Annotated in this window: 22 protein-coding genes; 8 read left to right on the top strand and 14 right to left on the bottom strand. The window is 38.1% G+C overall.

From position 1 onward, the window contains the following. Positions 1–82 precede the first annotated feature (82 nt). The 5 genes from HNP38_RS03150 (at position 83) to HNP38_RS03130 (ending at position 7,792) form a co-directional block, all read left to right on the top strand. Positions 83–2,914, top strand: coding sequence for a heavy metal translocating P-type ATPase (locus tag HNP38_RS03150; RefSeq protein WP_184184309.1), 2,832 nt, complete (start codon positions 83–85; stop codon positions 2,912–2,914). A gap of 464 nt (positions 2,915–3,378) precedes the next feature. After that, on the top strand, positions 3,379–4,245 hold the full coding sequence (locus tag HNP38_RS03145) for a polysaccharide deacetylase family protein (RefSeq protein WP_184184306.1): 867 nt from the start codon (positions 3,379–3,381) through the stop codon (positions 4,243–4,245). 214 nt (positions 4,246–4,459) lie between these two features. Beyond that, complete coding sequence (locus tag HNP38_RS03140; protein WP_184184303.1) at positions 4,460–5,113, top strand: YggS family pyridoxal phosphate-dependent enzyme; 654 nt, start codon at positions 4,460–4,462, stop codon at positions 5,111–5,113. A 62-nt stretch (positions 5,114–5,175) separates the two neighbouring features. After that, on the top strand, positions 5,176–6,360 hold the full coding sequence (locus HNP38_RS03135) for a sigma-54-dependent transcriptional regulator (protein WP_184184300.1): 1,185 nt from the start codon (positions 5,176–5,178) through the stop codon (positions 6,358–6,360). A gap of 70 nt (positions 6,361–6,430) precedes the next feature. After that, positions 6,431–7,792, top strand: a complete 1,362-nt coding sequence (locus HNP38_RS03130) for an MATE family efflux transporter (RefSeq protein ID WP_184184297.1) — start codon at positions 6,431–6,433, stop codon at positions 7,790–7,792. A gap of 162 nt (positions 7,793–7,954) precedes the next feature. Here the strand turns inward: HNP38_RS03130 and HNP38_RS03125 are convergent, their stop codons facing one another. The 4 genes from HNP38_RS03125 to era all read right to left on the bottom strand — a co-directional run bounded on the left by HNP38_RS03125 (position 7,955) and on the right by era (position 12,675). Next, on the bottom strand, positions 7,955–8,674 hold the full coding sequence (locus HNP38_RS03125) for a hypothetical protein (protein ID WP_184184294.1): 720 nt from the start codon (positions 8,672–8,674) through the stop codon (positions 7,955–7,957). 74 nt (positions 8,675–8,748) lie between these two features. Next, on the bottom strand, positions 8,749–11,151 hold the full coding sequence (locus HNP38_RS03120) for an alpha/beta hydrolase family protein (RefSeq protein ID WP_184184291.1): 2,403 nt from the start codon (positions 11,149–11,151) through the stop codon (positions 8,749–8,751). A 152-nt stretch (positions 11,152–11,303) separates the two neighbouring features. Then, entirely contained in the window at positions 11,304–11,732 is a 429-nt protein-coding gene (locus tag HNP38_RS03115) for a DoxX family protein (RefSeq protein WP_184184288.1), read from the bottom strand. Positions 11,733–11,799: 67 nt separating this feature from the next. Then, entirely contained in the window at positions 11,800–12,675 is an 876-nt protein-coding gene (gene era, locus HNP38_RS03110; RefSeq protein ID WP_184184285.1) for a GTPase Era, read from the bottom strand. A gap of 234 nt (positions 12,676–12,909) precedes the next feature. Here era and HNP38_RS03105 point away from each other — a divergent pair, with 234 nt between their 5' ends. Then, positions 12,910–13,236, top strand: a complete 327-nt coding sequence (locus HNP38_RS03105) for a DMT family transporter (RefSeq protein WP_184184282.1) — start codon at positions 12,910–12,912, stop codon at positions 13,234–13,236. A gap of 42 nt (positions 13,237–13,278) precedes the next feature. After that, a complete protein-coding gene (locus HNP38_RS03100) occupies positions 13,279–13,968 on the top strand; it encodes a T9SS type A sorting domain-containing protein (RefSeq protein WP_184184279.1) in 690 nt (229 codons plus the stop codon). 38 nt (positions 13,969–14,006) lie between these two features. Here HNP38_RS03100 and HNP38_RS03095 read toward each other — a convergent pair whose 3' ends face one another. The 7 genes from HNP38_RS03095 to HNP38_RS03065 all read right to left on the bottom strand — a co-directional run bounded on the left by HNP38_RS03095 (position 14,007) and on the right by HNP38_RS03065 (position 21,218). Beyond that, positions 14,007–14,774 (bottom strand): class I SAM-dependent methyltransferase, encoded by a 768-nt coding sequence (locus HNP38_RS03095; protein WP_184184276.1) that lies wholly within the window; start codon positions 14,772–14,774, stop codon positions 14,007–14,009. After that, complete coding sequence (gene map / locus HNP38_RS03090) at positions 14,774–15,583, bottom strand: type I methionyl aminopeptidase (protein ID WP_184184273.1); 810 nt, start codon at positions 15,581–15,583, stop codon at positions 14,774–14,776. Before map ends, HNP38_RS03095 begins: the two co-directional genes overlap by 1 nt. A gap of 85 nt (positions 15,584–15,668) precedes the next feature. Next, a complete protein-coding gene (locus HNP38_RS03085; protein ID WP_184184270.1) occupies positions 15,669–16,100 on the bottom strand; it encodes a BT0820 family HAD-type phosphatase in 432 nt (143 codons plus the stop codon). A 117-nt stretch (positions 16,101–16,217) separates the two neighbouring features. Next, complete coding sequence (locus tag HNP38_RS03080) at positions 16,218–17,045, bottom strand: GLPGLI family protein (RefSeq protein ID WP_184184268.1); 828 nt, start codon at positions 17,043–17,045, stop codon at positions 16,218–16,220. Between the two features lie 148 nt (positions 17,046–17,193). Continuing rightward, the gene (locus HNP38_RS03075; protein ID WP_184184265.1) at positions 17,194–18,174 is read right to left on the bottom strand and encodes an acyl-ACP desaturase; all 981 of its coding nucleotides are present in this window, start codon (positions 18,172–18,174) and stop codon (positions 17,194–17,196) included. Between the two features lie 139 nt (positions 18,175–18,313). Continuing rightward, entirely contained in the window at positions 18,314–19,855 is a 1,542-nt protein-coding gene (gpmI, locus tag HNP38_RS03070) for a 2,3-bisphosphoglycerate-independent phosphoglycerate mutase (protein ID WP_184184262.1), read from the bottom strand. Between the two features lie 124 nt (positions 19,856–19,979). Then, positions 19,980–21,218 carry a DUF2268 domain-containing putative Zn-dependent protease gene (locus HNP38_RS03065; RefSeq protein WP_184184258.1) on the bottom strand — a complete coding sequence of 413 codons (1,239 nt, stop codon included), beginning with the start codon at positions 21,216–21,218 and terminating at the stop codon, positions 19,980–19,982. 100 nt (positions 21,219–21,318) lie between these two features. Here HNP38_RS03065 and HNP38_RS03060 point away from each other — a divergent pair, with 100 nt between their 5' ends. Then, positions 21,319–21,642, top strand: a complete 324-nt coding sequence (locus tag HNP38_RS03060; protein ID WP_184184255.1) for a translation initiation factor — start codon at positions 21,319–21,321, stop codon at positions 21,640–21,642. Here the strand turns inward: HNP38_RS03060 and HNP38_RS03055 are convergent, their stop codons facing one another. The 3 genes from HNP38_RS03055 to HNP38_RS03045 form a co-directional block, all read right to left on the bottom strand. Then, entirely contained in the window at positions 21,643–22,542 is a 900-nt protein-coding gene (locus HNP38_RS03055) for a leucine-rich repeat domain-containing protein (RefSeq protein WP_184184252.1), read from the bottom strand. It lies immediately after the preceding gene. 58 nt (positions 22,543–22,600) lie between these two features. Beyond that, on the bottom strand, positions 22,601–24,247 hold the full coding sequence (locus HNP38_RS03050; protein ID WP_228460916.1) for an alkaline phosphatase PhoX: 1,647 nt from the start codon (positions 24,245–24,247) through the stop codon (positions 22,601–22,603). A gap of 193 nt (positions 24,248–24,440) precedes the next feature. After that, complete coding sequence (locus tag HNP38_RS03045; protein ID WP_184184249.1) at positions 24,441–26,273, bottom strand: cytochrome-c peroxidase; 1,833 nt, start codon at positions 26,271–26,273, stop codon at positions 24,441–24,443. Between the last annotated feature and the right edge of the window lie 131 nt (positions 26,274–26,404).

The following is a 26,404-nucleotide window of genomic DNA, read 5'->3' as shown; positions in this document are numbered from 1 at the left end:
AGGAATTCTATAACTATTATCCTTAAAATTATAACAGCCTTCCCATTACAATTCAGAAATTTGTACTATAAAATTAAGGATCATGCAACAGCAATATAAAATACTAGGAATGACCTGCTCCGGCTGTCAGAAAAAGATCTCAGAAAAACTCAATAGCATTCAAGGCATAAAAATAGATATTGATCTGGAAAGTAACATTGCAACCATCAATTCCGATAACGACATCGTGCTTCCGATTTTAAATAAAGCCTTAGAAGAAATTGGAAACTACAGGCTGGAAGATCCGGACCATCCTGAAAAAACTTTCATCAGGCCTCAGGATAGGGTTTCCTCCTCATCCGTTTATTATTGCCCCATGGAGTGCGAAGGAGAAAAAGTATATTTCAAACAAGGCCAGAGATGTCTTGTCTGCAATATGTACTTAGTTCCTATCGAGGAAAAACAGGCAAAAGATCCCAATTATAAGCCTGCCTATTCCTCTACCAATCTTCCTGAAAATTTCAAAAACAGCATAGGTAAATATTACTGTCCCATGTTCTGTGAAGGAGACAGGGTTTATCATGAAAAAGGAGACTGCCTGGTTTGTTATATGCATTTGGAGAAAATCACCGAAGACCTTGTTAAAAATTCAGGTGTACAACAACATCATCATTCTCATAGCCACGAAGCTCCTAAAATCACTGATGAGATGGCCGGAAGATATTACTGCCCGATGTACTGTGAAGGAGACAAAACCTATGATACCAATATAGGATGCCTGGTGTGCGGAATGGATCTTGTAAAATATCCTGAGAAAAAAACAGCAAAATATACCTGTCCCATGCACCCTGAGATCATCCGGGATGAGCCGGGAAACTGCCCCATATGCGGGATGGATCTGGTAAAGATGCCTGACACAGATGATAACGATGAAGATGAAACTTATACCCTTCTGAAAAGAAAATTTATTATTGCTTTAGTATTCACCATTCCTGTTTTCATTCTTTCTATGGGGGGAATGTTCATTAGCTTTCCTTTTTCACATCCGGCTCAGGGAATCATAGAGTTGATGTTGACACTTCCTATATTGTTCTATGCCGGCTGGTTTCTGATGAAAAGAGGCTGGGTTTCGTTTAAAACATGGAACTTGAATATGTTCAGCCTCATTGCCTTGGGTGTTGCAGCCGCATTTATTTTCAGCATCATTGCACTCGTTTTTCCGGGTATTCTTCCTCATGAGATCAGAGGGCATGATCATGGAGTTCCATTGTATTTTGAAGCGGTCTGCGTTATTTTAACCCTTGTTATTTTAGGCCAGCTGATGGAAGCCTCTGCCCATAAAAAGACAGGGAACGCCATCCGAGAACTGATGAATCTTTCCCCCGATGAAGCCAATCTTATGATGAATGGTGAAGAAAAAAGAGTCCCTTTATCTCAGGTGAGAATCGGGGATCTATTAAAGGTAAAACCCGGCGAAAAGATTCCTGTGGACGGAAAAATTACAGAAGGAAATACCGTCATTGATGAAAGTATGATCACGGGAGAACCCATTCCGGTTGAAAAAAGTATCAATGATAAAGTTTCCTCCGGAACCATCAACGGTAATCAGGTCTTCATTATGAGAGCAGAAAAAGTAGGTGATGAAACACTCCTTTCCCAGATCATCAAAATGGTCAACGAAGCCAGCCGGAGTAAAGCTCCCATCCAGAAACTAACGGATAAAGTTTCCAAAGTTTTCGTCCCTGCTGTTATTCTTATTGCAGTTCTTACCTTTATTTTATGGCAGTTTTTTGGCCCGGAAGGTAAAAGCACCTTATTTGCTTTCGTAAATGCAGTTGCTGTTTTAATTGTAGCCTGTCCCTGTGCCCTCGGCCTGGCAACCCCGATGTCTTTAATGGTAGGAATAGGAAAAGGGGCTAAAAATGGCATCTTAATTAAGAACGCTGAAGCTCTTGAACAAATGAATAAAGTAAACGTCCTGATTACCGATAAAACAGGAACCTTAACAGAAGGCAGACCTTCCATAGAACACATTGAGGCAATACATGAAGACAGGAATCAGGTCTTAAAGTTGGCTTACTCATTAAATCAGAATTCGGGGCATCCTTTATCTGATGCAGTGATCAAAAAGGCTAAAGAAGAAAACATCTCTTCCGAAAAAGTGGAACAGTTCGAAAATATTTCCGGTAAAGGTGTTAAAGGAAAAATCAATGGAGAAATTACCTATCTGGGAAATGAAAGTTTATTGATCTCATATGGAATTGCTATTCCTGAAAGCTTAAAACAAAAAGCCCTCGGAATACAGTCCCAGGCGCATACTATTTCTTATGTTGCCGATAATAATACTGTTTTAGGCTTTATCAGCTTTACCGATAAGATCAAAGAAAGTTCCAAAAAAGCGGTGGAACACTTGATGAGAGAAGGTATTAACATCATTATGATGACCGGCGACAATGAACATACAGCAAAAGCGGTTGCTGATGAATTAGGCATCATCCATTTTAAAGCCAACTGCCTTCCTGAGGACAAACTGAATGAAGTCAGAAAACTTCAGGAGCAGGGAAAAATAGTAGCCATGACCGGAGACGGGATCAATGACTCCCCTGCTCTGGCACAGTCCGACATCGGAATTGCTATGGGAACCGGAACAGATATAGCCATTGAAAGTGCAGAGATCACCCTATTAAAAGGAGATATTCTGGGTGTGGCAAAAGCAAAATTATTAAGCGAAAAACTACTGAGGAACATTAAGGAAAACCTTTTCTTCGCCTTTATCTATAATGTTCTGGGAGTGCCAGTTGCAGCAGGATTATTGTATCCATTCTTTGGAATCTTATTATCCCCGATGATCGCTGCTGCGGCAATGAGTGTCAGTTCTTTATCAGTCATTTTAAATTCATTGCGTCTGAATTCTGTGAATATGGAGATTAAATAATAGTAAAAGTCTCCCTCTGTTGGTTAATTTCATAAGTATTTTTTAACACAAACATCTGCGAGATCAGCATAATCTGCGGGAGAAAAATAGTAAACCTTAACACGATTTTCACTTTTCAAAAAGATATTTAAGTTGTTGTTCCTGTGAAAAGCATAATAACTCTGCTAAAATTATCAGATATCCTATTAATTGTTATATAAAAACCATTACCATAGAGTTTGTTATTCCTAACGACGTGGTTCGACGAAGTCAATCTAAACTATTTTTGTAGAGATGCTTACAGCATGACAAACAAGATGTATAAATTTATAAATCCTGCAAGATCATAGATAAACATGAGGATAAATAGGGTTTTATTAAAATTACCTTAAAAAAGTAAAAAATAAGAAAATCTGGCATATATTTTGTTAAGAATAATTTAGAAAAATTAACAATTTTTAACAATTTAAATTCCTCTTAATTTTATGAGAAAAATTTTTGCAGAAAAGTCTAAAAATGGGACTTTTCTTGGGATGCTTGCATTGGTGAGTGCAACTTCAATTTTATTCAATAGCTGTAACCGGAAACAAGATCAGAAAATCCCTGAAAAGATGATCCCGAAAGAACATCCCGTCGCAAAAACAGTCCCCAAAATCCAGGAAGAAGAAGTCCCGTCTGATAAAAGAGTTATTTACCTTACCTTCGATGACGGCCCTAATCAGGGAACCGAAAATCTCATGAAAATTTTACGCAAGAGAAATGTATGTGCAACCGCTTTTCTGGTGGGAAAGCATGCTTATGGAAGTAAAAAACAGAAGGAAGATCTGGAACTATTGAGAAAAGACCCTTTAGTGGAGCTGGCTAACCACAGTTTTACCCACGCACATAATAAATATACAGATTTTTATAAGAATACGGATGAAGTGATCCATGACTTTGACGTTGCTAAAGACAGCTTAAAGCTTTACGATAAAATCGCAAGAACACCGGGAAGAAATATCTGGAGATTAAATAACATCAATGTCACCGATATCAAGAGTTCCACCGATGCCGCAAACGGCCTGAAAAAAGCAGGCTACAAAGTTATCGGCTGGGATCTGGAATGGAAACCGACTCATAAAATGGCTTTAAAAGGAAATCATGAAGCCATGCTGAAAAAAGTGGATAGTATATTCTTTAATGATTTGGAAAAGACTTCAAGACACCTGGTTTTTCTTACCCATGATCAATATTTAACGGATGCTGATTCCATCAACGAACTGGATCTATTTATTGAAAAGCTGCAGAAAAGTAACAGGTTTGTATTCAGGAAAATATCTGAATATCCTAAGATCAATGAGATCCTGAATTAATATTTGCATCCATTACTAAAGACGCTTCGACTCTGCTCAGCGTGACAACTAACTATAAAATCATTCGATAATTGATGAAACAATAGTATTGCCTATGTCACGCTAAGCAGAGCTGAAGCGTCTTTAATTATAAAAAAATAAGCGCACAAGCCTCAAATATAAAATTTTATCAATTCATTAGTTTTTTGCTTTTAAAATTCAGAAATTTGCAATTATGAGTATTCAAGAAAATTACAGCCATATAAAAAAGCAGCTTCCTGAAAATGTTCAGCTGGTAGCAGTGTCCAAAACACATCCCGTTTCTGCTATCCGGGAGGTATACGATATGGGACAGAGGATTTTCGGAGAAAATAAAGTCCAGGAACTGATGGAAAAATCCCCTCTCCTTCCAAAAGATATTCAATGGCATCTGATTGGGCATTTACAGACCAATAAAGTAAAATATATCGCCGGATTTATTGATACCATTCAAAGTGTGGATTCTGAAAAACTTCTCTCAGAGATCAATAAGGAAGCCGGAAAACATAATCGTAAGATCAAAGTCCTGTTACAGGTAAAAATTGCCCGGGAGGTAAGTAAATCCGGACTGGAGGTTACAGAAGTACTGGAACTATTCCAAAAATACATGGACGGAGGCTTTCCCAATATTGAAATCACGGGTTTGATGGGAATGGCTACTTTTACGGACAATGAAAACCAGGTCCGGAATGAGTTTTTAAAATTGAAAGCAGTTTTTGATGAATTAGACCAGTTAAAAAAGCTAAGTACCTTATCTATGGGAATGAGTGATGATTTCCCTGTTGCCATTGAGTGTGGGGCCAATTCGGTGAGGGTGGGTTCTGCTATTTTCGGGAGAAGAGACTATTAAAAATAAAGTATTTAGGTACGGTTTTTGTTAATAATTCAATCAAAAATTCTAAATTTGCACCTATGCAAAAAATCCTTATTGTAGAAGATGAAAAAGCAATCTCTGGAGTACTTCACAGTATTCTTTCGGACGAGCTTACCAATTACGAATTTATAATCGCGGAAGATGGCCTTGAAGGCTATAAGTATATAGAAAAAGAAGATTTTGCATTAGTGATCTCCGATATCAAAATGCCTAAACTTTCGGGAACCGAGCTTTTAAAACAAAGCCTGGCACTGAAACCTGAAACAACTTTCATTATGATCTCCGGACATGCAGATATAGACTCTGCAGTTTCCTGCTTAAAAGAGGGCGCTTATGATTTCATTTCCAAGCCTATCGATATCAACAGGCTGATCACAAGTGTAAAAAATGCTTTAGCTAAGGAATCTTTGAAAAAGGAGAATAAAAACCTTCAGACAGAGAACAAAACGCTGAAAAAAAAGGTAAGCAAGAAATACCAGATGATCGGTGAGTCTGCTGCCTTGAAAAAAATTCAGGAAATGATCGATAAGGTTGCCGTTTCCGATGCAAGGGTTCTTATCACAGGGCCTAATGGTGCCGGGAAAGAACTGGTAGCCCACGCCATCCATAATCAAAGTGAAAGGGCAAGAGGACCTATGATAGAAGTAAACTGCGCGGCGATCCCCTCGGAACTTATTGAGTCTGAGCTTTTCGGGCATGTGAAAGGTTCTTTTACAGGAGCTATTAAGGATAAGCAGGGGAAATTTGAGCAAGCTACGGGTGGTACAATCTTCCTGGATGAGATCGGAGATATGAGCCTTATCGCCCAGGCTAAAGTATTAAGAGCTTTACAGGAAAGCAAAGTCTCTCCGGTAGGAAGCGATAAAGAAATCAAAGTGGATGTAAGGGTACTTGCCGCCACCAATAAAAACATGCAGAAGGAAATTGAAGAAGGAAAATTCAGGGAGGATCTTTACCACAGGCTTTCCGTAATTGAGATCTATGTCCCGCCTCTGGATGAGAGAAAGGAAGATATCAGATTGCTGGTAGAACATTTCTCAGGCATGATAGCCGATGAACATGGGACTGCCGTGAAAAAATTTGATGATAAGGCTATTGATGCATTAAAAGCTCTTTCATGGACAGGAAATATCAGGGAATTAAGAAACGTTGTGGAAAGACTGATCATTCTTGGTGGAAATACTGTTTCTGAAGAAGATGTTGCAAGTTTTGTAAGAAAATAATTAAGTATTAATTAAAATAAATTACAAAAAATTTGCAGTGCGTAGGCTGCAAATTTTTTTTTGAACTATTATGAACTTTTTAAATAAAAACTATACGAACGAATGCCTGAAACTGGCTCTTCCGGTAATGATTACCCAGGTGGGACAGGTTTCGGTCAATTTATTCGACAATATTATCGTTGGAAAGCTATTGGGTGCCGATGCCCTGGCTTCTGTTTCTTTGGGAAATGCCGTATTTTTCTCAATGTTTGTGCTGGCACTGGGGTTTTCCTTTGCCATACCGCCTTTGGTTTCTGAGGCGCATTCCAAAGGAGACCACTCTACCATCAATTCTGTTTTCAGTCATGGATTTGTGATCAATATGTCTGTAGGGATTATCCTGATGGGACTCCTCTTTTTAGGGATGCCTCTGCTCTATCATTCCGGACAGCCTGCCAAAATTATTCCCGATACGGCCGATTTTCTTGGAATCATGGCAATAAGTATTGTTCCTTTTATGGCATTTCAAACACTCAGGGAAGTTTCTGAGGGATTATCTTATACTATCGGGGTGACAAAAGCCACTATTATTGCCAACGTAATTAATGTGGTTTTAAATTATGTTTTTATCAAAGGGCTTTTCGGAATTCCGCCGATGGGAGTAAAAGGTTCTGCACTAGCGAGTTTAATTGCCCGGATCTTTATGGTGGTTTTCCTTTATTTTGTCCTTTTGCATGAAAAAAAGACCCGGCAGTATATCAACGATTTTTCCCTGAAAGTACAGGCATTTTCAAAGGAGATGTTCAGCAAAATGCTGAAATTAGGTTTTCCTACTGCCTTGCAGATGTTTTTTGAGGTAACGGCCTTTGCTGCTGCGGCTTTTATCTGCGGACTGATTTCTGCTCATGATATTGCGTCCCACCAGATTGCTTTAAGTATGGCTTCCTTTACGTTTAACTTATGCATCGGGTTCAGTGTGGCATCTACAGTCATGATCGGAAGAAAGCTGGGTGAACAGAATTTTGTAGAGCTTAGAAAAGTGGGAATCAATAACCTGAAGATCGCTTTTATTTTTATGACGATCTGCGGGATCGTATTTATTTTAGGACGAAATATCCTTCCGACCTTTTTTACCAAAAAAGAAGAGATAGAAGTTATTGCTTTAGCTTCGAAATTACTGATCATCGCTGCCTTGTTCCAACTATCGGATGGCATTCAGGTAACGGCATTAGGAACTTTAAGAGGGTTACAGGATGTTAAGATCCCGTCTATTTATACTTTTATTGCCTATTGGGTCATTACCATACCTTTAGGTTATTTCCTTTGTGTTACTTTGAAAATGGGAGCTTTAGGGATGTGGATTGCGCTGGGATTGGGATTGACGGTTTCTGCGGTATTTCTTGTGATACGGTTTTTGAATATGTCTGCCAGAAGGATTATAGGGAATAAATAAAAATAAATGCGGGATAAAATTATCCCGCATTTATTTTATCATACATTTTTTCAAATTCGATACTATCAATCCTTCTAAGTTGTATATTGGTTTTTTAATGTTTGATTTTTTTGTACAGAGTAATAAACCACAAGTATTTTTAAAATTCATCAGAATAATATTTTAATTACTACAATATTCAATATATTTTCTAATAACCTTAGAATTATATTTTTTCTCAAAATAAATTAACTTTTGGTAGTATGGAAGTTTGATTTTTTCATATTCATTGAATCCCGCAATAAGCTCAACAATACTTTGTGAAGATTCCTGATTATCCAAAATAGTTTGATCAAACTTGTAAACTAATGAATCAATTTCCTTATGAGTCCAATTTGTTTCTGTATCGAGCATATCTACGAGATTTAAATATTCAGGAGTATTTTGTTTTTTATTAGCAATCATGCTATCCTTCCACTTCTTTTCCCATTCTGCCTGATCTATTATTTGTTTTTCTGAAATTACATTTAAATAAATTTCATCGCCCAAACCAGAAACCCCGCTAATACATCCTTCTAAAACACGCACAGAATCTCTATTTCTCAAATAATATTTAAATAACTTTTCTAAAGACTCTGATTTTCTATCAAAAAGAATATTAGCAGCATAATATTTTGCAACAGGCTTTCCATTAAATGCAATGTATTCGGCTTCTTTATCTGTAGCAATTTTTCCAAGTTCTAAATGGAGTTTATACAATTCACTTTCATGCCCATCCATACTTATATTTTTACCTTCAGCCCTTTCACTCTTGGATAGCTGTTGATAAAGTTTATCTACTTTTGGAGATAATTGCCCGAAACTAAAGAAAGGGATAAATGATACAAAAAATAATATTCTCATTTAATAATGGTTATTGTTTTTAAGCTTATAAAATAAAAAACTCGTCCAAAGTGAACGAGATTTTTATTAAATTATTATTTCTTCAAACATTTCTCTAAGAACTGATCCTGTTCCCAGAGAAGATGCATGATATTTTCCTTAGCCATATACCCGTGAGCTTCTTTCGGCAGAAGAACCATTTTTACGGGGGCTCCAAGATTTTTCAGGGCCTGGAAATACCTTTCCGTCTGTAAGGTAAAAGTACCCGGGTTATTGTCTGCATCCCCATGGATCAGAAGTAAAGGAGTTTTCATTTTGTCTGCATTCATGAATGGAGACATGGTATTATAAACTTCAGGAACATCCCAGTAATTTCTCTGCTCACTCTGGAAACCGAACGGTGTCAGTGTTCTGTTATAAGCCCCGCTTCGGGCAATTCCGCAGGCAAAAAGCTTGGAATGGGTCAAAAGGTTGGCTGTCATGAATGCTCCGTAAGAATGCCCTCCTACAGCCACTTTATTTTTGTCGATATACCCCAGCTGATCTACTGCATTAATTGCCGCTTCTGCATTAGCAACCAACTGTGGAACAAAAGAATCATTAGGCTCTGTTTTTCCCTCACCAATGATCGGGAAAGCGGCATCGTCCAATATGGCATATCCTTTAGCTGCCCAGTACACGAAAGATCCGTAATTCGGGAAAGTGAAGTCATTCGGATTCTGGGTGTTCTGTCCTGCCGTATTCTTATCTTTATATTCTGCCGGGTATGCCCAGATCAGTAACGGAAGTTTCTCCTTTTTTGCTTTTCTGTCATAGTTCGCCGGCAGGTAAAGCGTTCCGGTCAAAGTAACCCCGTCATTCCTTTTATAAGTGATTACTTCCTTATACACATCCTTGATGCTTTCAAAAGGGTTGGCAAAATTGGTCACCGTCTCAACCTTATCCGATTTGATATTCTTCTTAAAATAATTAGGATACTGGCTTGCCGACTGCTGGATAGTTAGCACCTCCCCTTTTGCCGGATCTATAATATCGATGATATCTTCTTTAGCATTTTTCAGATTGGAGGTATACAGCCTTTTTTTCTTTAAGGTCTTTATATCCATCTCGTCAATGAAAGGATGCTGCCCTTCTTTCGTAAAGCCTTCCCCGATAAGATAGGCTTTATTGCTTTTCATATCTACAACGGTTCTTCCGAACTGGTTTTTAGTGGTATTGAAATTTCCAGGATCACTGTAGACATCCTGATAGTTCCTATCCTCGAGCACCTTAGATTCTCCGTTATTCAGGTCTATCAGGAAAGATTTTGTATTCCGGGTATCGTACCAGCTCTCATTTACAATAGCATAATGATCATTGGTCCAGCTTGTTCCGGAATATCTTTGTTTGGTCTTAAAGAAAGATTTAGGCGAAGCATTAAAAGGAGCTTCCCACGTAAATACTTCATCCCTGTACTCGGCATTTTTATACTGGTCGCCGCTATCCAATGCTTCGGCATATACGAGGGTTGCAGGCATATCACTTCTCCATCCCATATCTCTTTTTCCCGTTCTTACAGATGAAAATCCTTTCGGCATTATTTCATTCAGGGGAACTTCGTTAACGACTTTTATAGTATTTCCCTGCATATCATATACCGTGGAGGTCATCGGGAACCTGTTTAAAGGGACAATGTATGAGAATGGTTTCTTGATTGTGGTCACCATGAGATAATTTCCGTCAGGGGAAAAGCTTACCCCAGCATATATATCCTGCTCTTTTACTTTCTTTAGATTTCCATTCAGGTCAACGTTATAAAGTTCGGAAGCGGTAAGAATTTCAAAATTCTTCTCATCCTGCGGGTTTTTAAGCAGGTCCTGATAAGTCCTGTTTTGGGAAACTTTTCCGTCAGCCGTTGATACAATAGGCCCTGTTGGCAGATCCTTTCCTACATCGATCAGAGCAGGCCTGTTCTGAGGAAGAATTTTTATCAATAGATTTTGAGAGTCTTTATACCAGACATATGGATTACCCAAATTAGCATTCAGGTTATCTCCGGTAAGCTTTTTTGCAAAGGCGGTTTCCAGGTCTACGATCCACAACTCTACTCCTTTGCCTGTTGTATTGGTGAATGCCAGTTTCTTTTCATCAGGAGAAAAAGACATATTGGTAATTCTTGGGTTGGCAGGCAGTCCTTTTACCTGAACTTCACTTTTATCATTCAGCTTTCTTACCTTAAGATTGTTAGAATAGGTTACCGTACTGGATATATTGGTCACAGGATTGATCCTTAACCCTCCCAGCTTCATTTCCTGCTGGCTGAGATCTTCTAAAGTTTTGTATGTAGGGCGATAAGAAAAAACAATCCAGTCTTTTTTATTATTGATAGAGACACTTGGAGGTCTTTCATAATCTGCAAGTTTAAGAATTTCTGCAGAAGGTTTCTGGTACGTAATATTTTCTTGAGCTTCGTAGAAATTAAGAAAGGCCAGAAGGCAAATGGTTAACTTTAGCTTCATTATATTTCATTTTTTACGAAATTAATGAATTTAATGAAAACTCTTTATGACGTTTGAAAATTTATTTATGCTGGTATAGATCCTATTTTAACCAATAAAAAAGAGCATTATTTGAATGCTCTTTCTATTTTTATATTATATTGTATATATCATTACCAGTCTGAAGCTCTTTTACGCCTTTCGATCAGATGATCCACAGAGATCTTACCAGCTCCAAAGGTCATTAACAGAAGATAAACGGCTAAATATATCAGGCTCATTTCCCTTTTCTCAAAAGGATCTGCTCCATGAACCACAAACCCGGCAATGATCATTGTAAAGATCAGAAATCCTAATGCTACCCTCGTAAATAACCCCAAAATAAGAAGTATAGAACATACAAATTCAGCAAATACAGTCAGGATAAGAGAAAACTGTGTCCCCATCCCTAAAAAATCATAGAATTCAATTTTTCCTCCGTCCAGCAGCATCTGAAGTTTCGGAAAACCATGAGAAAGCATGGCAAAACCTATAAAAACTCTCACTATCAACAAAATAATATCTTTATACAGAGAGCTGAAATTTGAGTTCGGATAGTACATTCAATGAAAATTTACATTAAAGATAATAAAAATCTTTCAATACAACGAGAAAATACCGTGTTTTAGTCTACCTGTAGCCGAAATTTTTTAAATCTCTGTCGTTCTTTCTCCAATCCTTTTTTACTTTCACAAATAAATTCAAATGAATTTTCTTAGCGAAAAACTTTTCAAGATCCAGCCTTGATTCTGTTCCCACTTTTTTGATCGCCTCCCCTTTATGCCCGATCAGAATGCCTTTTTGGGTGTCTCTTTCTACATAAATGATGGAATCTATAAAGATAATGCCTTCTTTTTCCTTGAATTGTTCGGTCACCACTTCTACAGAATACGGAATCTCCTTATCATAATTCAGAAGTATTTTTTCACGAATGGTCTCATTCACAAAGAATCTTTCCGGCTTATCTGTAAACTGGTCTTTGTCATAATATGGCGGGTTTTCAGGAAGCAAAGATTTGATCTTAGGTAAAATGATCTCTGTATTAAATGCATTTAATGCAGAAATAGGCAAAATCTCAGCTTTTGGAATTCTCTCATGCCACTCTTCCACCAGCTTTTCCAGGCCTTCCTGATTGGTCTGGTCCACTTTATTCAATAAAAGCAGCACAGGTACGGGAATCTTATTCAGTTTTTCTATTAAAAATTCTGAAGGTTCTGCTTTATCCGTAACATCCACGATGAACAGAAAAACATCAGCATCCTGTAATGAATCTTTTACAAAATCCATCATTTTTTCCTGAAGCCCGTATTTAGGATCCAAAACCCCGGGAGTATCTGAAAATACGATCTGTAAATCCTCTTCATTATAAATTCCAAAAATCCTGTGACGGGTTGTCTGGGCCTTTTGTGTTACAATAGCCAGTTTCTCTCCCATCAACTGATTCAGTAAAGTAGATTTTCCTGCGTTTGGTTTTCCAACTATATTTACAAATCCTGCTTTGTGCATATCAAATTATATTATGATCTGCAAAGGTACTAAGAAACTATCTAAATTTTCAATAAACCACAAAAGTCATATAAGTTTTTCAACACTTTAGATATTGTCCATACATGGCTGCACCTGCAGAAGTGGAAAAAATTGAAAAGAGACTATTAAAAAAGCGGGGTTAATTGTTCCCAGATTTTAGTAAGTCTTTCAATAACGGTATCTTTGCAGCAGAATGTAGTAAAATAGTATACAATGAGCTGGATCATCTTAATTATTGCCGGATTATTTGAGGTTGCCTTTGCTTCCTGCCTGGGAAAAGTGAAAGAAACATCAGGAACTGAAATGTATTGCTGGTTTGCAGGATTTCTGGTCTCTTTAACCATAAGCATGCTTCTACTGATCAAAGCTACACAGACTTTACCTATCGGGACGGCTTATGCGGTATGGACGGGGATCGGGGCAGTAGGAACCGTATTGATGGGGATCTTCTTTTTTAAAGACCCTGTAAGTTTTTGGAGAATATTCTTTATTTTTACTTTAATTGCCTCTATTGTTGGATTAAAATCTGTTTCCCATTAAATAAAAGCTTATTTTTTCATATATTTAAGTAAAAATATCTATATGAAAAAAGTTTTATTTTTTTTATTCGTATACAGTTTTTTATCCGCACAAAATCCTGAACTGTTTTCCAACAGCTGGTATATTTCTAAAATGGTAATCAACGGGCAGACTACCACAACTCCGGCAATGGATGCGGTTTTGCCTCCTTCTTCGTTTACGGCAGACGGGTTTTATTCTATTTATTATAATTACGCAAACTCTAATATTACCTTTTCCGGTACTTCCGACAGCTTCACAAAAAACTCAACCGTTTGTTCTCTTGCTGATTATTTGGGAACCAATTATGCCGCCGTACAGGACTATGATATGAAAAACTGTAATTTCTATATGAATTCCGTTATCGGGAATGTTTTTAATTATGAGATCAATTCTGCGGGAAGTACGAAAACATTAATTATTACCGATACTACCACAGGAGATAAAGTCTATTACAACAATTCTTTCCTGAGTACTCAGGACGATGCTGTAAAAAAATCTTTTTCAGTATATCCTAATCCGGCAAAGGAATATTTAAATATTAAGAATATTGACCGGAATCTTGCTGTAAAGATCTATGACATGACAGGAAAATTGGTCTATAAGGATACCAGTGACCATACGACAATGAAAATTGACATACGCATTCTTCAGAAAGGCCAATACATTCTACTGATCGGAGATTATAAGCCGTATACTTTCATCAGAGAATGATTTCAATAAAAAAGGGCTTTCCATTTTGAAGCCCTTTTCTATCTTTTGAATACCACCGGTAAAATTTCATTACGCCTTAAACCATATTTTCTGATCTCTTCTTCTGAAAAATTCTGAGAATAGAAATTAGGTTCTGTTTCAAAGCCTGCTCTTCTCAGCCTGTCAAAATAGTCCATTCCATACCAGCGTACATGATCATACTGCCCGAAATGCTTCTGGCGTTCTTTGGGATCTTTAATGGTGAAATCTTCGTACGTTTTCTCCAGTGAATTTCTCATAGGAACCTGGAATATTCCCCATCCTCCGGGTTTCATTACTCTGTATAATTCGCTGATGGCTTTTGCATCATCTTCAATATGTTCCAATACGTGATTACAAAAGATAATATCAAAGCTTTCATTGGCAAAAGGAAGATCCAGGACATCCGCTTTCACGTCTACGATCGGGGAAAACAGGTCGGCGGAAATATAATCTAGGTTTTTCATCCTTTTGAATTTCCTTAAAAATTCCTGTTCGGGAGCAATATGCAGTACTTTATGGTTCTTAATAAAAAAATCGGTCTCATTCTGCAGATATAGCCACATCTGGCGGTGCCTTTCAAGGCTTAAGGTTCCCGGAGACAATGCATTCTCTCTCTGGCTGCCATATCCGTAAGGAAGGAATTTCCGGTAAGATCTGCCATCTATAGGATCATAGAAATTATTTCCTTTGAAAAACTGATAGATCACAGGCCTTGCCCAGATACTCATTTGAATAAGCATCGGGCGCGGAATTTTATTTAATAAAAGCTTGGTGATTTTTTTCATTAAAAATCCATTTGGAAAGGCTTTTCCTCATCACTCTCTATACCTAATGCTTCATAAATATACTGGAATGTGGATAGCAGAACTGGTTTTCCGTTGATTACGGCCACATCATGTTCAAAATGGGCGGAAGGCTGATTGTCTAAAGTGGTAACCGTCCAGCCGTCACTATGAAATCTCACTTTTTCAGTGCCGAGGTTGATCATGGGTTCGATAGCTATCGTAAGCCCGTCTTTGATCACTTTTCCGCTTCCCTGCCTTCCATAGTTGGGAACCTGCGGATCTTCATGCATTTTCCTGCCTACTCCATGTCCTACCAGCTCACGCACTACTCCATAACCTTCTTTCTCACAATGAGCCTGTATAGCATGAGAAATGTCTCCTATCCTCTTTCCCCTGATGCATTGCCCGATTCCTTTGTAAAGGGATTCCTTGGTCACCTGAAGCAGTTTTCTGGTTTCGGGATTTACTTCCCCGATTTCAAAGGTATAGGCATGATCTCCTACAAAGCCATTTAAAATAACCCCGCAATCCACGGAAAGTACATCTCCTTCTTTTACAATATCATTGTTCGGGAAGCCATGAACTACCTGTTCGTTTGGAGAGATGCATAAAGAGTACGGAAAACCGCCATATCCCAAAAAGGCAGGCTCGGCTCCGTGGTCTTTAATGAATTCATGGGCTAATTTATCCAAATGCAGTGTAGTGATTCCCGGCTTAATTTCTTTAGCCAGCATTCCCAGTGTTTTGGAAACTAATCGTGCACTTTGCTTCATGAGACGAAGCTCGTCTATCGTTTTTAACTGAATCATGTATTAATGTAACAATTTAAAAATTTAACAATGTAACAATCTAAAATACTGTAAATTGTTCCATTGCTATATTGTCAGGCCTATTTTACCAGAATAAACCTTTTTTCTTTTCTTTTTTAAGTTTGGAATAAGCCAAAACTTCTTTTCCTTCTACACGGAATTCTATTCTTTCATTGATGATGTTATAGATCTCTCCCCATCCCGGAAATCCGCCCAGATTCCTGTCGTCAATAAACCAGTCGGCATCTATCTTCCTGGATTGGGTTTCGGAGTCAAAAACCTCTCCTTCAAAGCTGGAGTTAACGGAATAGAATTCAATTCCGTTACTTTTGCAGAACTCTACGGCTTCTTCCAGTGTTTTTCCGTGCCTGTATGTCCAAAGTATCAGTCTGTATCCCTGAGATTGTAATTTTTTCAGTGTTTCAAAAGCGAAGATCTTGGGTTTGCCTATTGCCGGATATGCATCATCCACAATAGTTCCGTCAAAATCGACAGCAATTTTTTTATTATTCAACATTTTGTTTATTTTAGCTGTGCAAAGATAAGAAATAAAAAGAGTATCCTGAAAACAATACGCTCTTCACAGGTTCTTCTTTGGCTTCACCAGGCTGTAAAATACTGTAACGGACAATTTTTATTTAGGATAATGGATGATGTTATCTAATTCCACCGGGTTGTTGTACTTTTTTATCAGTCTGCGTTGTATATCTGTAGATGACCGTATATTTTCTTTAGTCAGCCTGGTTCCGTTATCAAGAAGAATTTCTTCGGTCTCTGACCAGTCTACTCTTCCGTTTTTCAAATATGCAAACGGGTCTTCATAGTGTGTAAGCTTATATTTCAGATAGCTTTTGTCGTCCAAATATAAATTCTTTTTAAACATTCTGCTCAAAAGATCTATCTGATTAGTCACCTTATAATATTGAGATTTCACTAATTTGAACTTAAAATTTCCCTTATCATCCGAAAGTTCCACGATCAGTCCGGGCAGACCGTAAAATTTGTGCGGACCTTCCTGAAAGGGGATCTCTGAGGTGAACCATGCGGTCCAGCTTCTGCCTCCAAAAACAGTTGTCGCTTTCTGAAGAGAAAAATTCTGAAATTCTTTCTTTTCCGGCAACAATTCCCATCGTTGTTCAGGTTGAGAGTTTCGTTTGATGATATCCCAGCCAAGGAATTCGTATCCGTCATAGGTTTTACTACCTGTCTTATGAACAAAAAAATCATTAAGCTTGGGAGCCGGAAAACCATGAGGAAGGTTAAGCTTCTTTATGGAGTCCGAAATGAAAAAATCCCTCCCATAATATAAAATTTCATCCTGATTGATATCCAAATGGAAGTATTCCTTAGTCATTATATTCTCAGTAGAGTCTTTTTTACTGTTTACTTCATAAATAAAGCGGTACGTCTGCCCTTTCATCATCCCAATTAGAAACAAGAACAGGTAATAAATAATTTTCATGATCAATTTTTATATAAAGGTATAAAATATTTAGAACTATGCAATACAAATTACTATACATTAACATTTATTGCATTGGAAGCCTGTAAATAAAAAAGAGCATCCAAAATATCGGATACTCTCTTATATAATTTAAAAAAATATGAAACTAGCTTTTCACCCAATTAAACTGAAATTGTAAATCAGGAGTAGAAATCCTGTCTGTGATCTTCTGTAATCTGGAAGGCAATTTCATCAGGTATTCCTGGGCCTTTTCTGCTTTTTCGGTAAGGCCGCTCACATGTTCTATCTTCCATTCATCCAGCAGGTCTTTTAAAATATTGATATAATCCTGTCCTGTATACACCATACATCTTTGTGCGGCATCTGAAAAATGCTCCCAAAGCTCTCCTGCTTTCTGCCCGGACTGTCTCATCATATGTGCAGGCATTACGATCTTCTTACGCATCATATCTTCAAAAGCAAGGATCATTTCTGACGGATCAATTTCAAGGATCTTTGTCACGAAATGCTTGTACGCTTTTGCATGCCTTGCTTCATCAGCTGCAATTACCCCGCACATCTTGGCTAATTTTCCATTCCCGGACTGTTTTGCCAACGTACCCACTCTTCTATGTGAGATATTGGTCGCTGTTTCCTGAAAGCTTGTGTAAACAAAATTTCTGTAAGGATCCATAGTGGTTCCCAGATCGAAACCATCATTGATTAAATATTGGGTTGTAATTTCAACTTCCCGCATGTTTACCCTTCCGCACAGATAAAGATATTTATTCAAAAGATCTCCGTGTCTGTTTTCTTCTGCAGTCCATGCTCTTACCCAGTAGCTCCAGCCCAGTTCTTTTTCTTCCTGATCGATACCCTCAACTCCCATCAGCCACGATTCATAAGAAGGTAAGGCTTCTTCTGTGATACAGTCTCCTATCAGGGTAACAAAAAGATCGTAAGGCATTTCGCGGGCAAATGTCTGGATCTCTTCCAGATCATACTTAAAATCAGCACTTGAAGGGTCCGGAAGGTAATCGGAAGGCTGCCATATCTTCTCTATCGGCGTTAAAAACTTATCCAGAAAAGAACCTACTTCTTTTCCCAGAATTCCCATTACTTCTTTTCTAACAAGCTTTTGATACATTCTTACTATTTAGATTTTAATATACAAAGATATGATTTATTTATTATTTAAAGCATAGCAATTTCCAATCCTGATATAAATCATAAAAATTGCCGGTATATAAATCATAACGGCAATTTTTTATCAATATTATTTAATTTCAGCTTACTAATACATTTCCTGTCATTATTTCCGGTATTTCCACTCCCATTACTTTTAAAATGGTGGGAGCCATATCGCCCAGCTTTCCGGGTTTCAGATTCCAGGTATGGTCTTTATCCATCACAATCAATGGAACCAGATTGGTTGAATGCTGGGTGTTGGGTGTCCCATCAGGGTTTATCATTACGTCAGAGTTCCCGTGATCTGCAAGAATAAATACGGCATAGCCATGCTCATAAGCAGCAGTTGCCACTTTCTCTATACATTTATCTACTGTTTCTGCAGCTTTTACGGCAGCTGAAAAAACACCTGTATGCCCTACCATATCGGTATTGGCAAAATTCAGGCAGATAAAATCGGCTGTTTCATTTTCCAACTCGGGAATAATAGCATTGGTGATATCATAAGCAGACATTTCGGGTTTCAGATCATAGGTAGGAACGTCTTTCGGACTCGGACAAAGCAATCTTCTTTCTCCAACGAATTCTTTTTCCCGGCCTCCTGAAAAGAAAAAGGTAACGTGAGGATATTTCTCTGTTTCTGCAATTCTGATCTGGGTTTTTCCGTTTCTTTCCAATACTTCTCCCATCGTATCCTGCAATACGTTTTCATCAAATACCACATGTACATTCCGGAATGTCTTATCATAATTGGTAAGGGTAACATAATACAGATTTAATTTGGACATAGAATAATCCGGGAAATCCTGCTGACAAAGCACTTCTGTAATTTCCCGCCCTCTGTCAGTACGGAAATTGAAGCATATCACCACATCATTATCTATAATTTTAGCAACAGGGACAACGTTTCCGGTAGCAGTTGTATTCACAAGGATAATTGGCTTTAGGAATTCATCAGAGACACTATTGTCATATGAATCTTTAATGGCTGCTAAAGCATCTGTTGTTTGAATTCCAACTCCTTCTGTTAAAGCATCATAAGCCAGTTTTACACGCTCCCATCTTTTATCTCTGTCCATCGCGTAATATCTTCCCGTTACGGTTGCCAGCTTTCCGGTAGTAACCTCCATGTGCTTCTGAATTTCTTCAATGAAACCTAATCCTGAATGCGGATCACAGTCCCGGCCGTCGGTAAAAGCATGTACAAAGACATTGTCATTGAGCCCGAAGTCTTTAGCGGCAGTTAATAAGCCTTTTAGATGATTGATATGGGAATGTACTCCTCCATTAGACACAAGACCTATAAAGTGTACTTTTTTATTTTCTTTTTTAGCGTATTCAAAAGCATCCTGAATGACTTTTTCCTGGCCCAGGGTTCCATTCTCAACTGCCATATTAAGTTTAACAAGGTTCTGGTAAACCACTCTCCCTGCTCCTAAGTTCATGTGTCCTACTTCGGAATTCCCCATCTGCCCGGCCGGAAGCCCAACTGCTAAACCGCTTGCCTCCAGTGTGGTGTGCGGAAATTTTTTATAACAGCTGTCCATAAACGGTGTATCTGCTTTATCTATTGCAGAAACATCCGGATTCATCCCCAATCCCCATCCATCAAGGATTGCCAATATTGCTTTTTTCGACATTATGTATGATTTAAACATACAAATTTATCTATTTTCGGACGAATTGAGGCATTTGAAAGACTTAATTTTCGATTAAAAAAATTTACTTTCTACAGAACACGGTTTTTCCGATTTTTACAGATAATCAGTTTTTAAAGCCTTTTATATCGTAATGAATCGTCTTTGAAGGTAAAGATCCTATTTTGATATTTTCCCCTCTGCCGGTCCCGGAAACTTCAGCTTCTTTATCCCAACTTCCTTTTGTGAATTTCAGCTGGGCTGGAAGATGGATTTTTAAAGTAATACGTCTCTCTCTGTTTGACTTTTTTTCAAGCTTTAATGCCGATGGATCCCAGCTTCCCAGTTCGGGCTGATTTCCGGTAATGTAAATTTCGTCATTTTTATCAGGAACGTTTACCACAAATGTTACTTCGTAGGTCTCATCTGAATATTCCTTAAAAAAGTCTTCAAATTTTATTTTATTATTCTTGGTATACTCTCTAATATATGGATCCAGAAAGCCGCTTTCTTTGAGAAACAGCAATGGATTTTCAATATTAAGAATATCGTGAACAGCTTTATGCTTATCGGCCTGCTTATTAAAGTATGCCTCTGCGATTTTGTATCCCATCCAGTATCCAAGATCGTTCGGCCTGTCGTCTTTACCGCTTGTACCATAAAGCCAGTCCTGATAATCATCATTTTTTAATCGGGATGTAAATTCCCTGTAGAGCTTTTCAGCATGGGTTTCTCCGTATTGAAAATGGGGGTTGCTGATATTTTCACCGGATGCCAGCTCTGAGACAAAATCCGCACTGCCTTCTACTAGGGACTGCTTCAATAGGGAATTGTTGCCTTTATTATTCTGCTGGAAATGGATCAGCTCATGGGCAATGAGCCCGGTAATGCCATCAAGGTCTTTAAGCATTTCAGTTCCTATAATAATACCGTCCCCGGAAACCGTGCCCCCGGAATTAAAACGGCCATAAACAAAATATACCGGTGGAAACTTAGCCTCAGGATACCAGTATTTTAATGCGCTGTATATCGCTTTTATCCTTTTTTCTTTAGACCTGACATCTGCCAGCACATTTCTACTCTTTATATAATCTTCCTTTCTTTTCTTTACTGTTGAATACAAAGAATCGGCATTGATAATTCTAAATTCAGTAAAACCTTTCACCCCGGGCGAGCCTTCTTTCAGATAAGCTTCAAAAGGGTTACTTACAGAGTTTTCCATAGCATCGAATGCCTTCCAGAAATTATTGACATCTTTTGTTTCAAAAACAGCATTCAGGGGATCGGAAGAAAAGACTGTCTGGGCTTTCATTATCCCAAGAGCAAAAAGACATGCTGTAAAAATAAAACAGGTTCTTATTTTCATGATTATAGTATTCTATCTTAAATAAACATTTAAAATGATAAAATATTACATTGCCGGGCTCAATATCGCAGATATTAATTATTATTTTTAATTTTGTTTTATGGATTTACGAGATCAACTTAAGAACCTTTTTCCTGATCATGAAGAGCAGGATTTTGAAATGCCTGAAGAAGCCTTTAAGCAGAAGGAGCCTTTGGTATGCAAGTTTGAAAAGAAAGGAAGAAACGGAAAGCCCGTCACCATTATTGAAGGTTGGGAAGGGAATGATGAAGACCTGAAAAAGATCTCTAAAAAAATCAAAACCACATTAGGGATCGGGGGTTCTGAAAAAGACGGAACGATTATCATTCAGGGAGACAACCGGGATAAGATCATGGAGATCCTGAAAGAAATGGGCTACACAACCAAAAGGGTCGGAGGATGATCAGAAATAGATCTGCGTATCCGGCAATAAGGCTTTTAATTTCCCTATCTTAGATTTTTCCATTGGATTTCCTGTAAGAATCAGTGTTTTCAGTTTCTTCAGTTCTTTGATTTCCTCCGGAAGATCTGTTAATTTATTATGGGCTAAATTCAGGCTTATTATATTTTTCAATCCTTTTATCTTAGATGAAATCTCTTTGAGGCTGTTCTGGCTCACATTCAGAAATTCCAATTTCTTCAAACGGAATAATTGATCCGACACACTTGTGATGGTATTTTCCTGCAGCTCAAGATATTTTAAATTTTCAGGAAACTCCACATTTCCAAGATCATTGATCTGGTTTGCCGAAAGGTTTAAGAATTTCAAATTTTTAATTCTCGTTATATTTTCCGTAATGAAGCTGATCTGGTTACCCTGAAGATTAATCTCTTCTAATGCCGGAATCTGAGCCAGGGCTTCGGGGAAAACGCTCAGATTGTTGGCGTCAAGGTGGATTGCCTTTAAATTTTGAAGTTTTGATACATTAGGATTGATGGATGTCAGGTTGTTCATATTCATTGAAAAGGTCTTCAGTTTTTTCAACTCTCCTATTTCATCTGGGATATATTTAATGCTGTTCTGATTGACATTCAGGATCTCCAGTTCTTTTAACTGAAATATTTCCATATCCATTTTTTCCAGCTTATTGCCCATCATGTTCAGGAAGAATAAGGCATCCAGTTTTTTGATATCCGGCGGAACATTAAACAGTCCTTTGTCCCTGAAACTGATACTGTAAACGGGTGCTTTACTTTGCAGGGCATCATCAATGCCTGTATAGGTAGGATATTTTACAGGATCGATCTGTGCATTGATCTTGGAGATGAACAGTGCAACAATTAATAGAAACAGTTTTTTCATAGATTGAGAAAGCTGCCGGTAAATAGTAATCCCCGGCAACTGATTGAGTTATTATTAATTATTTTTTCAGGACTTTCACCATTTTCCGGAATCCTCCGTCTGCTTCTATATTTAAGATCAGAATACGGGAAGCATCAAGCTGTGAAGTGAAATCAAGTTCCAATGAGGTATTTGAACCCGCAAATTTATTGCTGTAAACCAATTTTCCGTCTATGCTGTAAGCTGTTACCGAAATATTCTTCAGCCCTTTCGGAGCATTGATCTTTACGATTCCTGATGTAGGATTCGGAGAGACGGTAACTGAATTTTCAGTAGGCTGATCAACGGTTCCCAATGATCCTGTAGCTCCCAGGTTTTCTTTAAGAGCAATTACAATCGTAGCTGATTTCCCCCTGTAATCAATGGTATTTCCTGTTGCATCAACATCTGTGGAAATTGTAGAATCCGGATGCTGGATCGAGAAAAAACCGAATTTGTAATCAGGGGTAAAGGTAAGCCCTGTTGGTTCTGATCCTGCCGGCATAGAAGCAAAAAGCCTTACTTTAGGATTGGCTTGGGTATGGTCCGGAGCTATTACCCAAATGTAATTTTTACCGCCATCCTGAAGTACCCAGAGATTTCCAAGTTCATCAAAAGTAAGGTTATCATTTCCATCCCCCCAGGCTTCAGTTTTTGTCCCCTGAGGCGTAGTGAACGAGTATGTTGTGGAAAGTCCGCCCACAAAGGTCTCAACCTGTGAAGCCGTAGTTCCGTCATCCTGCAGGCGATACACTTTGTTTAGTCCTTTAGCCGTAAAATAGATCTTACCGTCTATAGGGCTGATCTCTACATCCTCCACTCCATTGAAAGACGTACCGCCCAATGACTGTGCCAGAGAAGCGGTATTATTCTGGTCTGCTTTTGTTTTGTTCGGAACCTGTACCCAGGTTGCTGTTGTGCCTATGGGATCGCCATTACTTAGTCCCTGGTCCAGTTTTAAAACATATAAATTTCCTGAGGAAAGATTGTTGGGAGTATCCATTACATATTTATAGACTTTATTGGTTCCGCCGTCTTCTCCGTAATAGGCTACTGTTCCTGCGTTGTTTACCACTACGTTTTCGTGGTTCATGATTCCCATTTGCCATAGCTTCCCTTTGGAGCCGTCTGTATTTTGAGAAATTACCTGTGCTGTAGCAGGATCTATTTCCACCAGCCAGCCGTAATCTTTATACCCATCACTATTGGTATCATTAGATGTCACAGATTCTTCCGCCGTTACTACAGTTCCCCAGGGAGTAACTCCGCCTGAACAGTTTCTGATCGTTTGTACCAGGCTCGCATCTGAAAAGCTTACGGCCCTGGATCTCGTCAGCTGCCATAGTTTTGTAGAAGTATTATAATTGATCTCAGCCATAGTAACACCGCCCGGGTTTGTTTCATGATTTACTGAAAGATACCCGTTGGTACTGCTTCCGGTCTTCGGAATATATCCGGTAAAGTCATTTTGTCCTCCTACAAATCCTCCGCCTTCCGTATAATTATCCCCTTCTTTCAGAATAAGCTGATATCTGTGTTCCGCAGGGATAATTAATTTATTGGTCTGGGCCGTCGGAACGATGGATGTAAAACAACTGATCTGGGTTCCCGTACAGGTGGTCTGCGCTTTCATTACAGACCCTGTTACTAACGCAAGAGCTGCAACTGCTAGTAGTTTTTTGTTCATTTTAATTTTGATTTATTAGACACTGCAAAGCTATTTTTTAATCAGGAACCCTTTATTAATAGTACTTTAAATAAGCATTTGCAAATATTAAAAAATCTAAAACCCAATATTAAGGGGGTTACGGGAATATTAAGGGTGAATATAAATTATGAGTTATGAATGATTAGTGATCGTGAATTTTTTCTGCCGATGATTATTTTTTTGTTTTGCTGATATCTGTGAGAGTATTCAGGAAAGCGACGAGCTGTTTTATTTCTGTTGGGGTAAGGTTTAATTTATAAGGAGGAAGGGTTTGATTTTTCATAGGCAATCCCATTCCTTCTCCACCTCCTTCATTATAAAAGTCTATCACTTCTTCCAGTGTATTGAAAGCCCCGTTATGAAAATACGGCCTGGTAAGCGTAATATTTCTTACGGTCATTGTTTTGAAAGAGTTTTCATAGATCCATGAATTTTCTTTCTTCACAGGGCTGTCTACTCTTCCTCTGTCTGAATCCAGTTCTGCCGGGGCATAACTTACGGGCTTTTTAGTTATACCAAGCACTTCAGACTCATTTTCATTATAAAATGGGGGAACAAGACCGGAAAAATGCGGCGCAAAATGGCAGGTAGCACAATTGGCTTTCCCCATGAACAGGTTAAACCCTTTTTTTGCATCTTCTGAGATCTCTTTTTCATTTCTCATAAAACGGTCGAAATCACTCTCGAAAGAATACAGGGAAGCAACATAAGAACTTAATGCCTTAGAAAAATTCTGTTTATTGACCTTTCCGTCTTTAAAGACTGTGCGAAAAGCTTTTTTATATTCAGGTTTTGTCCTTAGCTTATTAATGATACTTTCATAGCTGGTATTGAACTCATGCTCATTGTAAATGACATGTTCAGCCTGCTGTTCCAGATAGAATGCACGCATATCATAGAAAAACCTTTTTGCAAAAACAGCGTTATATAAAGACGGGGAATTTCTCAGCACCGTTTGTCCTTCGGCATTGCTTTGAGATTTCATTTTCAGGTCTGTAAAAGCATTTTCAGGCAAATGGCAGCTTGCACAGCTCATTTTACCATTACTGCTCAGGTTCCGGTCATAGAAAATATCTTTCCCCAAGTTTCTCAGTTCAGGATTATCTTCTGCAGGTTTCAGCAATGTATAAAAATACGGATCCAGAAAATCACTGCTGAAAAGGTTTTTACTGCTTACATTCCAGCCCGAAAATTCTTTCAGGTCATCAGGCCGTCCATCCCAGCTTCCAAGTTCTTCATAAAGAGGCTGAATGTATTTTTTATAGAACTCTATCCGGTCAAAAGTTTCAAAATCTTTGTTCCTTGAAAGATAACTAATACCTTCGGATAGTATATAATCTGCCTTCTGAATGTTATAATTTTTAAAATAAGGATCATCATGAATATATTCTTTAATTCCCAAAAGCGCATGAGCAGCTTCTTCTGAAATATTCAGTGAACCCGGTGTATCAAAACCTGTCACTCCCAATGTATAGATCCTGATGAGTTCCAGGCGCAGCGGAAGCGTTTTATTATTTCCCCGGCTCAATCCGTTTTTAACGGTGCTTGCATAAAATTTAGCATACTGATTATACAGGAAGTCTGTGATTTCTTTTATTTTTTCTTTTTGTTGGGAAGCTTCTTCAGAAAACACCAGTTCATCCAGCACCTGAAGACCTTCCGGAGGCAATGTATAAGCAGAAGTTCCTGCCGCTTCTATATGAAATAACGGGGCTGCATTCAGGTGTGTTTTTGCAAATTCAGGATAGTGGTAAGCTATATAAAACTCGACTTCTTTGTATGAATTCCGGGTATTCCTTAGTGATCCTTGAAGCTCCTTAACAGTGATCTTATCTTCTGCAAACAGATAAACGTTGGATTTCAGCTGTTCGAGCCTGCTTTTAAAATCATCCATACCTTTATTAATCATATTGCTTTCTTTCCCAATACCTTTGTATACAGGATTAAAAGACATAATGGTAAAAGCGGTCAATGCGGCAGCAATAAGTAGTGAGTAGAATTTCATGAATTTTTAGGGGCAAAGCTAAAGGCCTCATATTATCCTAATTTTAAATACGGATTAAATAATGTTTATATTTTGTATATAGGATTTTTTATTAATTTTACCCTCCCCAATATTTAAAATTCTTTATCGAT

The organism is Chryseobacterium defluvii, from assembly GCF_014204415.1.
Lineage (GTDB): Bacteria > Bacteroidota > Bacteroidia > Flavobacteriales > Weeksellaceae > Chryseobacterium > Chryseobacterium defluvii_A.
This window is presented reverse-complemented; position numbering and strand designations above follow the sequence as displayed.

Coding starts and splice junctions, on each gene's coding strand:
- HNP38_RS03130 (WP_184184297.1), top strand. CDS start 6,431: ATGAACTTTTTAAATAAAAACTATACGAACGAATGCCTGAAACTGGCT.
- HNP38_RS03105 (WP_184184282.1), top strand. CDS start 12,910: ATGAGCTGGATCATCTTAATTATTGCCGGATTATTTGAGGTTGCCTTT.
- HNP38_RS03135 (WP_184184300.1), top strand. CDS start 5,176: ATGCAAAAAATCCTTATTGTAGAAGATGAAAAAGCAATCTCTGGAGTA.
- HNP38_RS03120 (WP_184184291.1), bottom strand. CDS start 11,151: ATGAAGCTAAAGTTAACCATTTGCCTTCTGGCCTTTCTTAATTTCTAC.
- HNP38_RS03125 (WP_184184294.1), bottom strand. CDS start 8,674: ATGAGAATATTATTTTTTGTATCATTTATCCCTTTCTTTAGTTTCGGG.
- HNP38_RS03055 (WP_184184252.1), bottom strand. CDS start 22,542: ATGAAAAAACTGTTTCTATTAATTGTTGCACTGTTCATCTCCAAGATC.
- map (WP_184184273.1), bottom strand. CDS start 15,583: ATGATTCAGTTAAAAACGATAGACGAGCTTCGTCTCATGAAGCAAAGT.
- HNP38_RS03045 (WP_184184249.1), bottom strand. CDS start 26,273: ATGAAATTCTACTCACTACTTATTGCTGCCGCATTGACCGCTTTTACC.
- HNP38_RS03085 (WP_184184270.1), bottom strand. CDS start 16,100: ATGTTGAATAATAAAAAAATTGCTGTCGATTTTGACGGAACTATTGTG.
- HNP38_RS03095 (WP_184184276.1), bottom strand. CDS start 14,774: ATGAAAAAAATCACCAAGCTTTTATTAAATAAAATTCCGCGCCCGATG.
- HNP38_RS03075 (WP_184184265.1), bottom strand. CDS start 18,174: ATGTATCAAAAGCTTGTTAGAAAAGAAGTAATGGGAATTCTGGGAAAA.
- HNP38_RS03065 (WP_184184258.1), bottom strand. CDS start 21,218: ATGAAAATAAGAACCTGTTTTATTTTTACAGCATGTCTTTTTGCTCTT.
- HNP38_RS03050 (WP_228460916.1), bottom strand. CDS start 24,247: ATGAACAAAAAACTACTAGCAGTTGCAGCTCTTGCGTTAGTAACAGGG.
- HNP38_RS03100 (WP_184184279.1), top strand. CDS start 13,279: ATGAAAAAAGTTTTATTTTTTTTATTCGTATACAGTTTTTTATCCGCA.
- era (WP_184184285.1), bottom strand. CDS start 12,675: ATGCACAAAGCAGGATTTGTAAATATAGTTGGAAAACCAAACGCAGGA.
- HNP38_RS03080 (WP_184184268.1), bottom strand. CDS start 17,045: ATGAAAATTATTTATTACCTGTTCTTGTTTCTAATTGGGATGATGAAA.
- HNP38_RS03145 (WP_184184306.1), top strand. CDS start 3,379: ATGAGAAAAATTTTTGCAGAAAAGTCTAAAAATGGGACTTTTCTTGGG.
- HNP38_RS03115 (WP_184184288.1), bottom strand. CDS start 11,732: ATGTACTATCCGAACTCAAATTTCAGCTCTCTGTATAAAGATATTATT.
- HNP38_RS03140 (WP_184184303.1), top strand. CDS start 4,460: ATGAGTATTCAAGAAAATTACAGCCATATAAAAAAGCAGCTTCCTGAA.
- HNP38_RS03060 (WP_184184255.1), top strand. CDS start 21,319: ATGGATTTACGAGATCAACTTAAGAACCTTTTTCCTGATCATGAAGAG.
- gpmI (WP_184184262.1), bottom strand. CDS start 19,855: ATGTCGAAAAAAGCAATATTGGCAATCCTTGATGGATGGGGATTGGGG.
- HNP38_RS03150 (WP_184184309.1), top strand. CDS start 83: ATGCAACAGCAATATAAAATACTAGGAATGACCTGCTCCGGCTGTCAG.